11 protein-coding genes are annotated in these 14,097 nt (G+C 70.8%); all 11 read left to right on the forward strand.

The annotated features are described in order from the left end of the window. Positions 1 to 67: 67 nt before the first annotated feature. On the forward strand, positions 68 to 877 hold the full coding sequence (gene trpC / locus ACIBM5_RS06340; RefSeq protein ID WP_396005666.1) for an indole-3-glycerol phosphate synthase TrpC: 810 nt from the start codon (positions 68 to 70) through the stop codon (positions 875 to 877). A 13-nt stretch (positions 878 to 890) separates the two neighbouring features. Beyond that, entirely contained in the window at positions 891 to 1,040 is a 150-nt protein-coding gene (gene trpM / locus ACIBM5_RS06345) for a tryptophan biosynthesis modulator TrpM (RefSeq protein ID WP_391582594.1), read from the forward strand. 56 nt (positions 1,041 to 1,096) lie between these two features. Next, the gene (gene trpB, locus ACIBM5_RS06350) at positions 1,097 to 2,317 is read left to right on the forward strand and encodes a tryptophan synthase subunit beta (RefSeq protein ID WP_396005667.1); all 1,221 of its coding nucleotides are present in this window, start codon (positions 1,097 to 1,099) and stop codon (positions 2,315 to 2,317) included. Further along, positions 2,314 to 3,129, forward strand: coding sequence for a tryptophan synthase subunit alpha (gene trpA / locus ACIBM5_RS06355; protein ID WP_391582592.1), 816 nt, complete (start codon positions 2,314 to 2,316; stop codon positions 3,127 to 3,129). Before trpB ends, trpA begins: the two co-directional genes overlap by 4 nt. 150 nt (positions 3,130 to 3,279) lie before the next feature. Further along, complete coding sequence (locus ACIBM5_RS06360) at positions 3,280 to 4,092, forward strand: DsbA family protein (protein ID WP_396005668.1); 813 nt, start codon at positions 3,280 to 3,282, stop codon at positions 4,090 to 4,092. A gap of 117 nt (positions 4,093 to 4,209) precedes the next feature. Then, on the forward strand, positions 4,210 to 4,857 hold the full coding sequence (locus tag ACIBM5_RS06365; protein ID WP_396005669.1) for a MauE/DoxX family redox-associated membrane protein: 648 nt from the start codon (positions 4,210 to 4,212) through the stop codon (positions 4,855 to 4,857). After that, positions 4,854 to 5,666, forward strand: coding sequence for a DsbA family protein (locus ACIBM5_RS06370; RefSeq protein ID WP_396005670.1), 813 nt, complete (start codon positions 4,854 to 4,856; stop codon positions 5,664 to 5,666). The genes ACIBM5_RS06365 and ACIBM5_RS06370 overlap by 4 nt, the downstream gene beginning before the upstream one ends. 114 nt (positions 5,667 to 5,780) lie before the next feature. Further along, positions 5,781 to 6,812, forward strand: a complete 1,032-nt coding sequence (gene lgt / locus ACIBM5_RS06375; protein WP_396005671.1) for a prolipoprotein diacylglyceryl transferase — start codon at positions 5,781 to 5,783, stop codon at positions 6,810 to 6,812. Positions 6,813 to 6,959: 147 nt separating this feature from the next. After that, positions 6,960 to 7,709, forward strand: a complete 750-nt coding sequence (locus ACIBM5_RS06380; RefSeq protein ID WP_391582587.1) for a VIT1/CCC1 transporter family protein — start codon at positions 6,960 to 6,962, stop codon at positions 7,707 to 7,709. Positions 7,710 to 8,021: 312 nt separating this feature from the next. Beyond that, positions 8,022 to 12,572 carry a glutamate synthase large subunit gene (gene gltB / locus ACIBM5_RS06385; protein ID WP_396005738.1) on the forward strand — a complete coding sequence of 1,517 codons (4,551 nt, stop codon included), beginning with the start codon at positions 8,022 to 8,024 and terminating at the stop codon, positions 12,570 to 12,572. Further along, complete coding sequence (locus ACIBM5_RS06390) at positions 12,565 to 14,025, forward strand: glutamate synthase subunit beta (RefSeq protein WP_396005673.1); 1,461 nt, start codon at positions 12,565 to 12,567, stop codon at positions 14,023 to 14,025. Before gltB ends, ACIBM5_RS06390 begins: the two co-directional genes overlap by 8 nt. Positions 14,026 to 14,097: the final 72 nt, after the last annotated feature.

Here is a 14,097-nt window from a genome sequence, read left to right on the forward strand (position 1 = left end):
CGAATCGGCCTATACCATCGGAGAGCCGGGGGAGCAGGTTCTCCGGACAAACGAGGGGATGTAGGGCGTGACGGTTCTCGACGAGATCATCGACGGTGTCAACGCCGACCTCGCCGAACGACAGGCCCGCGTTTCCCTTGACGAGATCAAGGAACTCGCGGCCCAGGCGCCGGCGCCCCGCGACGCGGAGAGCATCCTGCGCGGCGACGGCATCGCCGTCATCGCCGAGGTCAAGCGCTCCAGCCCCTCCAAGGGCGCGCTCGCCGCGATCGCCGACCCGGCCGGCCTGGCCGCCGACTACGAGTCCGGCGGCGCCTCGGTGATCAGCGTGCTCACCGAGCAGCGCCGATTCGGCGGCTCGCTCGACGACCTCGACGCCGTTCGGGCCGCGGTCGACGTCCCGGTCCTGCGCAAGGACTTCATGGTGACGAGCTACCAGCTGTGGGAGGCCCGCGCACACGGCGCGGACGTGGCCCTGCTGATCGTCGCCGCCTTGGAGCAGAACGCGCTGATCTCGCTGATCGAGCGGTCCCGCTCGATCGGTCTCACCACGATCGTGGAGGTCCACGACGAGGAGGAGACCGCCCGCGCGCTCGACGCCGGCGCCACCGTGATCGGCGTCAACGCGCGCAACCTCAAGACCCTGGAAGTGGACCGCAACAACTTCGCCCGGATCGCCCCGCTGATCCCGGACTCGTGCGTGCGCATCGCCGAGTCCGGCGTGCGCGGTCCGCACGACCTGATCGCCTACGCCAACAACGGCGCCGACGCCGTTCTGGTGGGCGAGTCCCTGGTCACCGGTCGCGACCCGCGCAGCTCGGTCGCCGACCTGGTCGCCGCGGGCGCCCACCCGGCGATCCGGCACGGACGCGGCTGAGGACGCGAGCGGCATGAGCATGGACCCGCGACTGGCCAGGGGCTGCAAGCCCCGGGGCTGCCGCGCGCCCGCCCGTCGGGCCCGGGGACGCCGGGTGCGCTACGTGATCGGCTGCGAGCCCGGCCAGGTGCCGGGCAGCCGATGGCGCGGACACGTTTCCTGACCCACCCGTCAGCAACGTGCCGTCCGCACGGCATGCCACACCGACAAGGACCTCGCATGTCCAGCAAAGCCCAACTGCCGGACCCCTCCGGCCACTTCGGCGTATTCGGCGGGCGTTTCCTGCCCGAGGCGCTGATCGCCGCACTCGACGAACTGACCTCCGCCTACGACAAGGCCAAGGACGACCCGGAGTTCCAGGCCGAGTTCACCGGCCTGCTGCGCGACTACGCCGGGCGCCCGAGCATCATCACCGAGGCGCCCCGCTTCGCCGAGCACGCCGGCGGCGCGCGGATCCTCCTCAAGCGCGAGGATCTCAACCACACCGGCTCGCACAAGATCAACAACGTGCTCGGCCAGGCCATCCTGACCAAGCGCATGGGCAAGACCCGGGTGATCGCCGAGACCGGCGCCGGCCAGCACGGTGTGGCCACCGCGACCGCATGCGCCCTGCTCGGCCTCGACTGCGTCGTCTACATGGGCGAACTCGACACCCAGCGCCAGGCGCTGAACGTGGCCCGGATGCGGGTGCTCGGCGCCGAGGTGATCCCGGTGGCGATCGGCTCGCGCACCCTCAAGGACGCGATCAACGAGGCCCTGCGCGACTGGGTCGCCAACGTCGACAACACCCACTACCTGCTCGGCACCGCCGCCGGCGCACACCCCTTCCCGGCGATGGTCCGCGACTTCGTCAAGGTCATCTCGGTGGAGGCCCGGCAGCAGGTGCTCGACCTGACCGGCAAGCTGCCGGACGCGGTCTGCGCGTGCGTGGGCGGCGGCTCCAACGCGATCGGCGCCTTCCACGCGTTCATCCCCGACGAGGGCGTGCGCCTGTACGGCTTCGAGGCGGGCGGCGACGGCGTGGAGACCGGCCGGCACGCCGCCTCGATCACCGGCGGCTCGATCGGCGTCCTGCACGGCGCGCGCACCTACCTGCTCCAGGACGAGTACGGGCAGACCATGGAATCGCACTCGATCTCGGCCGGCCTGGACTACCCGGCGGTCGGGCCCGAGCACGCGTGGCTGCACCAGACCGGCCGGGCGATCTACCGGCCGATCGACGACGCCCCCGCGATGGAGGCGTTCCGGCTGCTGTGCCGCACCGAGGGCATCATCCCGGCGATCGAGTCCGCGCACGCCCTGGCCGGCGCGATCGAGGTCGGGCGCGAACTCGGACCGGACGCGACCATCCTGGTGAACCTCTCCGGGCGCGGCGACAAGGACATGCACACCGCCGCCAAGTACTTCGATCTCCTCGACGCGGAAGCGGAGCAGTCGTGACCGGCACCGGCACCACCACCAGGCTGACCGAGGTGCTGGCCGCGGCCCGCGCCGAGAACCGCGCCGCGCTGGTCGGCTACCTGCCGGCGGGCTACCCCTCCGCCGAGGGCTCCGCCGCCGCGATGCGGGCGATGGTCGAGGGCGGCTGCGACATCATCGAGGTCGGCCTGCCCTACAGCGACCCGCAAATGGACGGCCCCGTCATCCAGCGCGCCGTCGAACACGCACTCGCCCACGGCACCAACACCCACCACGTGATCGACAACGTGCGCGCCGTCGCCGAGACCGGCGCCGCGACGCTGGTCATGTCGTACTGGAACCCGATCGAGCGCTACGGCGTCGAGCGGTTCGCGAGCGAACTGGCCGCGGCCGGCGGCAGCGGGGTGATCACCCCCGACCTGATCCCGGACGAGGCACACGACTGGATCGCCGCCACCGACCGGCACCACCTGGACCGGATCTTCCTGGTCGCCCTGTCCTCCTCCGACGAGCGCGTCGCCTACACCACCCGCCACTGCGGCGGTTTCGTCTACGCCGCGTCCGTCATGGGCGTCACCGGGGCCCGGGCCTCGGTGAGTTCGCTCGCCGGCGACCTGGTCGCGCGTGCCCGCAAGACCACCGACCTGCCGATCTGCGTCGGCCTGGGCGTCTCCACCGCCGCCCAGGCGGCCGAGGTCGCGGCCTACGCCGACGGCGTCATCGTCGGCTCCGCGTTCGTGCGCGCCCTGCTGGACGCGCCGAACGAACAGGCCGGCCTGGACGCCGTCCGTGCCCTGGCCGCGGAGCTCGCCGAGGGTGTCCGCAAGCGCTGACGCCCACGGAAAGCCACCGGTCCGTGTAAAAACGCGCCGAAAGGTACATCGGCTCATCAACGGCCGCCGCAGCACCCCCGCGGCGGCCGTTGCCATGTCCGCGTCATCCCGCCCCCATCCCCATCCGCATCCACATCGGAGGAACCAGCGTTGAGCACCAAACCCGGGACCAACCGAACACCCGTCATCCTGGCCGTCGTCGGCGTGCTCGTGGTCGCGGTGCTGGCCGCCGTCCTGGGCGTGGTGTTCACCGTCGGCCACGACGACAAGGACGACGACTCCGACAACGCCAAGGGGTCGAACGCGGCCAAGTCCGCCATCCGCGACGTCGACCCGGCCACGCTGCCCGCCACCGTGCAGGCCGACGGCACCATCCGGGTCGGCAACCCCTCGGCACCGGTCACCGTCACCGTGTTCGAGGACTTCCGCTGCCCGTTCTGCAAGCGCTTCGAAGCCGGCTTCGGCCCGCTCCTGGCCGACTACGCGGAGGCCGGAAAGATCAGGGTCGACTACCACATCGCCTCCTTCCTGGACGGCAAGCTCGGCGGCACCGGCTCGGTCAAGGCGGCGAACGCCGCACGCTGCTCGGTGGACGCGGGCAAGTTCGCCGCCTACCACGCGGTGCTGTTCCGGAACCAGCCCGAGGAGTCCGAGGACGGCTATACCGCAGCCCGGCTGCTCGACCTGGCCGGCCAGGTTCCCGGCCTGCGCGGCGAGGTGTTCGACGCGTGCGTGAACACCGACGCCAACGCCGCGTGGGTGGCCGCCGCCGAGAGCGCGTTCGAAAGCTCCGGCGTCTCCGCCACGCCCGCCGTCGCGGTGGACGGAAAAATTCTGGACGGCGGGAACTCGGCCATGCGTTCGCCCGACAACCTTCGTGAACTGCTCGACCAGCGCCTGGAGAACCCCGGGAGTGGTAAGGCGGCACTCGGACAGGAACCTAAGGCGCCTTCCGCCGGTTAGACAGGACATGTGCCGGTCCGGGGTGCGGGGGACCACCGGACCGGGGTCCCCGCGCCTCACCCGTCGTGACGGAGGTCAGACCTTGGAAGGCAAGACGATCGAGCAGGTGGCCGACCGGTGACCGCGACGGCCACCCCCAACGGCACCGCACCCGCCGGCCCGCTCGCGAGCCTGCGCAGGGTCGCCCCCTGGATCGGCCTCGCCGCCCGACTGGGCCTGGCCTTCGTCTGGGCGTACGCGGGCTGGGAGAAGGCGCTCGACCCCGACCAGGCCGCATACGCGGTCCGGGGCTACGACGTTCTGCCCGACGACCTCGTCGAGCCGGTCGGCTACGCCCTGCCCTACCTGGAACTGGGCCTGGCCCTGCTCCTGGTGGTCGGGATCGGCACCCGCCTGGTCGCGTCCTTGTCCGCGCTGCTCCTGCTCGTGTTCATCGCGGGCATCGCCCAGGCCTGGGCGCGCGGTCTGGCGATCGACTGCGGCTGCTTCGGCGGCGGCGGGCCGGTCGAACCGGACAAGACCGCCTACCTCGAGGAGATCCTGCGGGACTGCGGCTTCATGCTGCTCGCGATCTGGCTGATCGTCTTCCCGCGCACCCGTCTGTCCGCGGACGCCTGGCTGTTCCCCGAGGAACCGCCGTACGACCGCTACCGGGACGACGACGGGGACGACGAGGACGAGCGGGACACGGACGCGGACGAGTACCGCGGGGACGCGAACCGGAACCCCGGAAACCGGGAACTGAAAGGCCCTGAGATCACGTGAGCTCGAAGAATTCCGAAGGCAAGCGCACCGCGCGCGAGCGGATGGCCCAGGAGCGCGCCCGGCAGCAGGCGATCGACAAGCGCCGGCGCGTGCTGGTCATCGCCGGCGCGGTGGTGGCCGTCCTCGCGGTGGTCGCCATCATCGGCGTGGTCGTCGGCATGTCCAAGACCAACAAGAAGAAGGGCCCCTGGAAGGACGCGCTCGCCAAGCCGTTCAGCGCCCCCGCGAACCTGTCCGCGGACGGTCTGGGCGTCCCCGTCGGCAGCAACCCGAACGCCCCCTCGTTGATCATGTACGAGGACTTCCGCTGCCCGATCTGCCACGAGGTGGAGAAGGCACTCGGCCCCACCCTGCGGCAGATGGCCGACGCCGGCACCATCAAGATCGACTACCACATCGCCTCGTTCCTGGACGGCAAGCTCGGCGGCAACGGCTCCAAGTACGCGGCCAACGCCGCCGGCTGCGCGCAGAACGCGGGCAAGTTCGCCCCGTACCACGACACGCTCTTCGCCAACCAGCCGAACGAGCTGGACGACAAGTTCGCCAGTCGGTCCTACCTGCTCGACCTCGCGGGCAAGGTGGACGGCCTGCGCACGCCCACCTTCGACGCCTGCGTCAACGACCTGAGCGTGGCCGGCTGGGTCGACAAGGTCGAGGACGCGTTCCAGAACGCCAAGATCGGCGACACCCCGGTCACCGGCACCCCGACCGCGGGCATCAACGGCAAGACCATCGACCTGATCGTCAAGGGCCGCGGCCTGGCCACCCCCGACGAGGTGCGCGCGCAGATCCTGGCTGCGATCAAGTAGTCACCCTCCGTTTCGCCGACGCGCGGGCGCGGCACCGTTTCCCCGGTGCCGCGCCCGTTCGCATGTGCCCGCCGGCACACGTTCGCCCCCACACCCGGTAGCGTCGTACCCGCCATGGACCTCGCATTCATTCCCAGCCCCTCCCGCGGCCAGATCGACCTAGGTCCGATCCCGCTGCGCGGCTACGCGCTGTGCATCATCCTCGGTGTCGTCCTCGCGATCTGGCTCGGCGAGCGACGCTGGGTCGCCCGAGGCGGCCGCGCCGGCACCGTCGGCGACATCGCCGTGTGGATGGTGCCCTTCGGCCTCGTCGGAGGCCGCCTCTACCACGTCATCACCACGCCGGGACCGTACTTCGGCGACGGCGGCGACCCCATGCAGGCGTTCGCCGTCTGGAAGGGCGGCCTCGGCATCTGGGGCGCCATCGCGCTCGGCGGGGTGGGCGCCTGGATCGGCTGCCGGCGCCGGGGCATCCCGCTGCCCGCGCTGGCCGACGCGCTCGCCCCGGGCATCGTGCTCGCCCAGGCCGTGGGCCGCTGGGGCAACTGGTTCAACCAGGAGCTCTACGGCCGCGAGAGCGACGTGCCCTGGGCGGTGAAGATCGACGGCGACCACAACGTGATCGACCCCGGTCAGGCCGGCACCTTCCACCCGACGTTCCTGTACGAGTCGCTGTGGTGCGTGGGCGTCGCGGCACTGGTGATCTGGGCCGACCGCCGATTCAAGCTGGGCCACGGCCGGGCCTTCGCGCTCTACGTCGCGGGCTACACGGTGGGCCGATTCTGGATCGAGTACATGCGCGTCGACGACGCCGAACACGTGCTGGGCATGCGGCTGAACAACTGGACCGCGATCCTCGTGTTCGCCGGCGCGATCGCCTACATCTGGATCTCGGCACGCAAGCACCCCGGCCGCGAGGACCCGGCCACGCTGCGCGGCCACGACGCGGAGCCGGAGACGGACGCGAAGGACGCGAAGGCGGCGCGGGATCCGGAGGACGCGAAGAGCGCGACGGAAGCCGACGCCGACGCGGATGCGACCGCGGATGCGCGTCGCGACGCGGACGGGCCCGACGCCGACGCCGATGCGGTCGCCGACGCCGAGCCCACCCCCGTGGCCCTGCGCAAGCCCGCCGACAAGGGCTGACCCCGCCACACCGGAGGCTGCCCCGAACCCGTCACACCACGGGTTCGGGGCAGCCTCCTCGGGTTCGGACAGGCTTTCCTGGCCGGCGGCGGTTCGGGCCGAAACGGTAGCGTCCAGGTCCCAGCGTGACGAGAGGGCCGAACGACCTTGAAGACCACCGACACAGCCGCCGAGGTCCCCGACGCAGGCCCGACGCTCGGGCACCGGGACGGCATCGACCACACCCACCGCGACATCGGCGGCGGTTGGCTGCGCCCGGCCGTGTTCGGCGCGATGGACGGACTGGTCTCCAACTTCGCGCTGATCGCCGGCATCGTCGGCAGCGACGCCACACCCAGGACCGTCGTGGTCACCGGACTGGCCGGACTGGCCGGCGGCGCCTTCTCGATGGCGGCGGGGGAGTACACCTCGGTCGCCTCGCAGGCCGAGCTGGCCCGCGCCGAGGTCGAGGTGGAGCGCCGCGAACTGTGCCGCAGCCCCGAGGCCGAACAGCGCGAACTCGCCGAGCTCTACATCGCCCGCGGCCTGGACGAGGACCTCGCCGTCGAGGTGGCCCGCCAACTCTCCCGCGACCCCGAACTGGCCCTGGAGATCCACGCCCGCGAGGAACTCGGCGTCGACCCGCACGACCTGCCCTCGCCGTGGCTCGCCGCCGGCTCCTCGTTCGCCTTCTTCGCCATCGGCGCGCTGCTCCCGCTGCTGCCCTACCTGCTCGGCGCCGGCACGTTGGCGCCCGCCCTGGTGCTGACCGCGCTCGGCCTGTTCGGTGCCGGCGCCGTGGTCTCGCGGGTGACCGCGCGCCCGTGGTGGTTCGGCGGCACCCGCCAGTTGGTCCTCGGCGCCGCCGCGGGCGGGCTGACCTACCTGCTCGGCCTGCTGATCGGCCGACAGGTGTGACGGGTGAGGCATACGTAACACGGGTGTAGCGCCGCGACCCCACCCGGAAACGATCGATTCCCACGGGTCGGACACCCAGTTTCGGTACCGGGATGGTCGGGAATGAGGCAGCTGACATGCCGAGGCGACCGGCGCGGCGCAGTGTCCGTGAACCACCGGTCCACCCTGGTGACCGCATGGTGAGACGGGTTTGTCCCGGGTTCCGGATACACGTACCGATCGTGTAACCTGCACGAAATCGCAGAGGGCCAACGTCGTCCCTGTTGCGCACCACACGCCACGACGACGACGGGAGCGCCCATGCCTCCTGCCATGCCCGCAACTCCGGGCCCCCTCTTCTCCGCGCTTCCCGCGGCACAGGGGTTGTACGACCCCCGTAACGAGCACGACGCCTGCGGTGTCGGATTCGTGGCCACGCTCACCGGCGAGCCCAGCCACGACATCGTCGACCAGGCCCTGACCGTCCTGCGGAACATGGAGCACCGAGGCGCCACCGGCGCCGAGCCCGACACCGGCGACGGCGCGGGCATCCTGATCCAGGTCCCGGACACCTTCCTGCGCGAGAGCGTCCGCTTCGAGCTGCCCGCCGCGGGCGGCTACGCCGTCGGCATCGCCTTCCTGCCCGACGACGACGTGCACGCCGGCCGCGCCAAGTCCTCCATCGAGCGGATCGCCGCCGAGGAGAACCTGCGCGTGCTCGGCTGGCGCGAGGTGCCCACCACGCCCGGCCTGGTCGGCTCGATGGCCGCCGAGACGATGCCGCGCTTCGCACAACTGTTCGTCGCCGGCGTCGACGACACCGTCACCGGGATCGCCCTCGACCGGCTCGCCTTCGCGCTGCGCAAGCGCGCCGAACGCGAGGTCGAGGTCTACTTCGCCTCGCTGTCCGCGCGCACCCTCGTCTACAAGGGCATGCTCACCACCGGGCAACTGGAGCCGTTCTTCCCGGACCTGTCCGACCGGCGCCTGGCGTCCGCGATCGGCCTCGTGCACTCACGGTTCTCCACCAACACCTTCCCGGCCTGGCCCCTCGCCCACCCGTACCGCTTCATCGCGCACAACGGCGAGATCAACACCGTCAAGGGCAACCGCAACTGGATGGCCGCGCGCGAGTCGATGCTCGCCACCGACCTGATCCCCGGCGACCTGAGCCGGCTGTACCCGATCTGCACGCCCGACGCGTCCGACTCGGCGTCCTTCGACGAGGTCCTGGAACTGCTCCACCTGGGCGGCCGGCCGCTCCCGCACGCCGTGCTGATGATGATCCCCGAGGCGTGGGAGAACCACGCCACGATGGACGCCGCCCGACGCGCCTTCTACAAGTTCCACGCCACCGTGATGGAGCCGTGGGACGGACCGGCCTGCGTCACCTTCACCGACGGCACCCTGATCGGCGCCGTCCTGGACCGCAACGGCCTGCGACCCTCGCGCTACTGGGTCACCGACGACGGCCTGGTCGTGCTCTCCTCCGAGGTCGGCGTCCTGGACATCGACCCCGCCAGGATCGTGCGCAAGGGCCGACTCCAGCCCGGCCGGATGTTCCTCGTGGACACCCACGCCCGGCGGATCGTCGAGGACGACGAGATCAAGACCGCGCTCGCCGCCGAGCACCCCTACCAGGAATGGCTGCACGGCGGCCTGATCAACCTGGAGGACCTGCCCGAGCGCGAGCACGTCGTGCACACGCACGCCTCCGTCTCCCGCCGCCAGCAGACCTTCGGCTACACCGAGGAAGAGCTGCGCGTCATCCTGGCGCCGATGGCCCGGGCCGGCGGCGAACCGCTCGGCTCGATGGGCACCGACAGCCCGATCGCCGCACTCTCCGCCAAGCCCCGGCTGCTCTTCGACTACTTCGTCCAGCTCTTCGCGCAGGTCACCAACCCGCCGCTGGACGCGATCCGGGAAGAACTCGTCACCTCGCTCGGCAGCTTCGTCGGCCCCGAGGGCAACCTGCTCGACGCCCAGCCCGCCGACTGCCGCAACGTCGTCCTGCCCTTCCCGGTGCTCGACAACGACGAACTCGCCAAGCTGATCCACATCAACCTCGACGGCGACCAGCCGGGCCTGAAGGCCGTCACCATCTCCGGGCTCTACCCGGTCGACGGCGGCGGCGCCGCGCTGGCCAAGCGACTCGAGGAAATCCGCACCGAGACCACCGGCGCAATCGCCGACGGTGCCCGCATCGTGGTCCTGTCCGACCGCCATTCGGACGCCGAGCACGCGCCGATCCCCTCGCTGCTGCTCACCTCCGCCGTGCACCACCACCTGATCCGGACCAAGACCCGCACCCAGGTCGGCCTGATCGTCGAGGCCGGCGACGTGCGCGAGGTCCACCACATCGCGCTCCTGATCGGCTACGGCGCCGCCGCGGTCAACCCCTACCTCGCGATGGAATCCGTCGAGGACCTGGTCCGCGAGGGCGTCTTCCTCGCCGACATCGCCCCCGAACAGGCCATCCGCAACCTGATCAAGGCACTGGGCAAGGGCGTGCTGAAGGTGATGTCCAAGATGGGCATCTCCACCGTCGCCTCCTACCGCGGCGCCCAGGTCTTCGAAGCCGTGGGCCTCGCCGAGGACTTCGTCGCCGAATACTTCACCGGCACCACCAGCAAGCTCGGCGGCATCGGCCTGGACATCGTCGCCGAGGAGGTCGCCCGCCGGCACGCCAAGGCCTACCCGCCCACCGGCATCGCCCCCTCGCACCGCCGACTGGAGATCGGCGGCGAGTACCAGTGGCGCCGCGAAGGCGAACCGCACCTGTTCGACCCCGAGACGGTCTTCCGGCTCCAGCACTCCACCCGGACCCGCCGCTACGACATCTTCAAGAAGTACACCTCGCGCGTGGACGAGCAGTCCAAGCGGCTGATGACCCTGCGCGGCCTGTTCGCGTTCAAGACCGGCGCCCGCACGGCGATCCCGATCGACGAGGTCGAACCGGTCTCCGAGATCGTCAGGCGCTTCTCCACCGGCGCGATGTCCTACGGCTCCATCTCGATGGAGGCGCACCAGACGCTGGCCATCGCGATGAACCGGCTCGGCGGCAAGTCCAACACCGGCGAAGGCGGCGAGGACCCCGAGCGGCTGTACGACCCCGAGCGGCGCTCGGCGATCAAGCAGGTCGCCTCCGGCCGATTCGGCGTCACCAGCGAATACCTGGTCAACGCGGACGACATCCAGATCAAGATGGCCCAGGGCGCCAAGCCCGGCGAGGGCGGCCAACTGCCCGGCCACAAGGTCTACCCCTGGGTCGCCCGCACCCGGCACTCCACCCCCGGCGTCGGCCTCATCTCGCCGCCGCCGCACCACGACATCTACTCGATCGAGGACCTCGCCCAGCTCATCCACGACCTCAAGAACGCCAACCCGGCGGCTCGGGTGCACGTGAAGCTGGTCGCCGAGGTCGGCGTCGGCACGGTTGCCGCCGGCGTATCCAAGGCACACGCCGACGTGGTGCTCATCTCCGGCCACGACGGCGGCACCGGCGCCTCGCCGCTCACCTCGCTCAAGCACGCGGGCGGCCCCTGGGAACTCGGCCTCGCCGAGACCCAGCAGACCCTGCTGCTCAACGGCCTGCGCGACCGCATCGTGGTGCAGACCGACGGCCAGCTCAAGACCGGCCGCGACGTCCTGGTCGCGGCCCTGCTCGGCGCCGAGGAATACGGCTTCGCCACCGCGCCGCTCGTGGTCTCCGGCTGCGTGATGATGCGGGTCTGCCACCTCGACACCTGCCCCGTGGGCGTCGCCACGCAAAACCCCGTGCTGCGCGAGCGCTACAACGGTCAGGCCGACCACGTGGTCAACTTCTTCGAATTCATCGCCGAAGAAGTCCGCGAACTGCTCGCCGAACTCGGCTTCCGCACCCTGGAGGAAGCCGTCGGCCACGCCGAACTCCTGGACACCAGCGCGGCGATCGAGCACTGGAAGGCCGAAGGTCTCGACCTCGCGCCGCTGTTCCACGTGCCCGCCCTCGCCGAAGGCGCGGCCCTGCACCACACCAGCCCGCAGGACCACGGGCTGGCCAAGGCGCTCGACAACCAGCTCATCCAACTCAGCGCCGACGCGCTGGAAAACGGTGAGAAGGTCGTCATCAACCTCCCCGTGCAAAACACCAACCGCACCGTCGGCACGATGCTCGGCCACGAGGTCACCAAGCGCTACCGCGGCGCGGGCCTGCCCGACGACACCATCGACATCACCCTGACCGGCTCCGCCGGCCAATCGTTCGGCGCGTTCGTGCCCAAGGGCATCACCCTGCGGCTCGAAGGCGACGGCAACGACTACGTCGGCAAGGGCCTGTCCGGCGGCCGGATCACCGTGCGCCCGCACCGCACCGCGCCCTTCGCCGCCGAGGACAACATCATCGCCGGCAACGTGATCGGCTACGGCGCCACCAGCGGCGAGATCTACCTGCGCGGCGTCGTCGGCGAACGCTTCTGCGTGCGCAACTCCGGCGCCACCGCCGTCGTCGAAGGCGTCGGGGACCACGGCTGCGAGTACATGACCGGCGGCCGGGCCGTGGTGCTCGGCCGTACCGGCCGCAACTTCGCCGCCGGCATGTCCGGGGGCGTCGCCTACCTGCTCGACGCCGACCCGGACAACATCAACACCGAACTCGTCGGCGTCGAGGAACTCGACGCCGCGGACAGCGCCGAACTGCACGACGTTGTGCGCCGGCACCACGAGGAGACCGGCTCGGCCGTCGCCGAAGCCCTGCTCTCCGACTGGGACGCCGCCTCCCGGCGCTTCACCAAGATCCTGCCCAGGGACTACAAGGCAGTGCTCGCCGCCAAGGACGCCGCCGAGCGAGCCGGTCTCACCGAGACCGAGATCGTCCAGAAGATGATGGAGGCGGTTCATGGCTGACCCGAAGGGCTTTTTGACCACGCCCCAACAGCTCGGCAAGCGTCGCCCCGTCGACGTGCGCATCCGGGACTGGAAGGAGGTGTACGAGGAGCGCACACTGCTCCCGATCATCACCGAACAGGCCGGCCGCTGCATGGACTGCGGCATCCCGTTCTGCCACAACGGCTGCCCGCTGGGGAACATCATCCCCGAGTGGAACGACCTGGTCTGGCGCGACGACTGGCAGACCGCGAGCGAACGACTGCACGCGACCAACAACTTCCCGGAATTCACCGGCCGACTGTGCCCCGCGCCCTGCGAGGCCGCCTGCGTGCTCGGCATCAACCAGCCGCCGGTCACCATCAAGAACGTCGAAGTCTCGATCATCGACCGGGCCTGGGACGACAACAACGTCGCCCCGCAACCGCCCGACCGGCTCTCCGGCAAGACCGTCGCGGTGATCGGCTCCGGCCCGGCCGGCCTCGCCGTCGCCCAGCAACTCACCCGGGCCGGCCACACCGTCGCCGTGTACGAGCGGGCGGACCGGATCGGCGGACTGCTGCGCTACGGCATCCCCGAATTCAAGATGGAGAAGCGGCACATCAACCGGCGCATCGAACAGATGCGCGCGGAAGGCACCAAGTTCTACACCGGTATGCAGATCGGCACCGACCTGGACGCGGCCAAGCTGCGCCGGCGCTACGACTCGGTGGTGATCGCCGCCGGCGCCACCGCCGCGCGCGACCTGCCGATCCCCGGGCGCGAGTTCGGCGGCATCCACCAGGCGATGGAATACCTGCCGTTCGCCAACAAGGTGCAGGAGGGCGACCTGGTCGCCTCGCCGATCGACGTGGCCGGCAAGCACGTGGTGATCATCGGCGGCGGCGACACCGGCGCGGACTGCCTGGGCACCGCACACCGCCAGGGCGCCGCCTCGGTCACCCAACTGGAGATCATGCCCCGGCCCACGGAGGAGCGGCCCGCCGCACAGCCGTGGCCTACCTACCCGATGACCTACCGGGTGGCCAGCGCGCACGAAGAGGGCGGCGAGCGCGTGTACGCGGTCAACACCCAGGAATTCGTGGGCGGCGAGGACGGCCGGGTCAAGGCGCTCAAGCTGGTCGAGGTGGTGTTCGAGAACGGCCGCTTCGTGCCGGTGCCCGGCACCGAGCGGGAGATCCCGGCGGACTTCGTGTTCCTGGCGATGGGCTTCACCGGGACCGACCGCTCCAACGGCCTGGTCGAACAGCTCGGACTGGCCCTGGACGAGCGCGGCAACGTGGCCCGGGACGAGGCGTTCGCGACCAACGTGGACGGCGTGTTCGTGGCCGGCGACGCCGGACGCGGGCAGTCCCTGATCGTCTGGGCGATCGCCGAGGGCCGCTCGTGCGCGGCAGCGGTGGACGCCTGGTTGACCGGCGGCACCAACCTGCCGTCGCCGATCCGACCCACCGATCGACCGCTCACCGTGTGACCCGCAGTGCTCGCGCGAGACCGGATTGAATATGTGACGAAAGTCGCGTGAACGGGAAAGGGCGCCGCCGTT

Origin of the sequence: Embleya sp. NPDC050493, assembly GCF_044458105.1 — a bacterium.
In the GTDB taxonomy this organism is placed as follows: domain Bacteria; phylum Actinomycetota; class Actinomycetes; order Streptomycetales; family Streptomycetaceae; genus Embleya.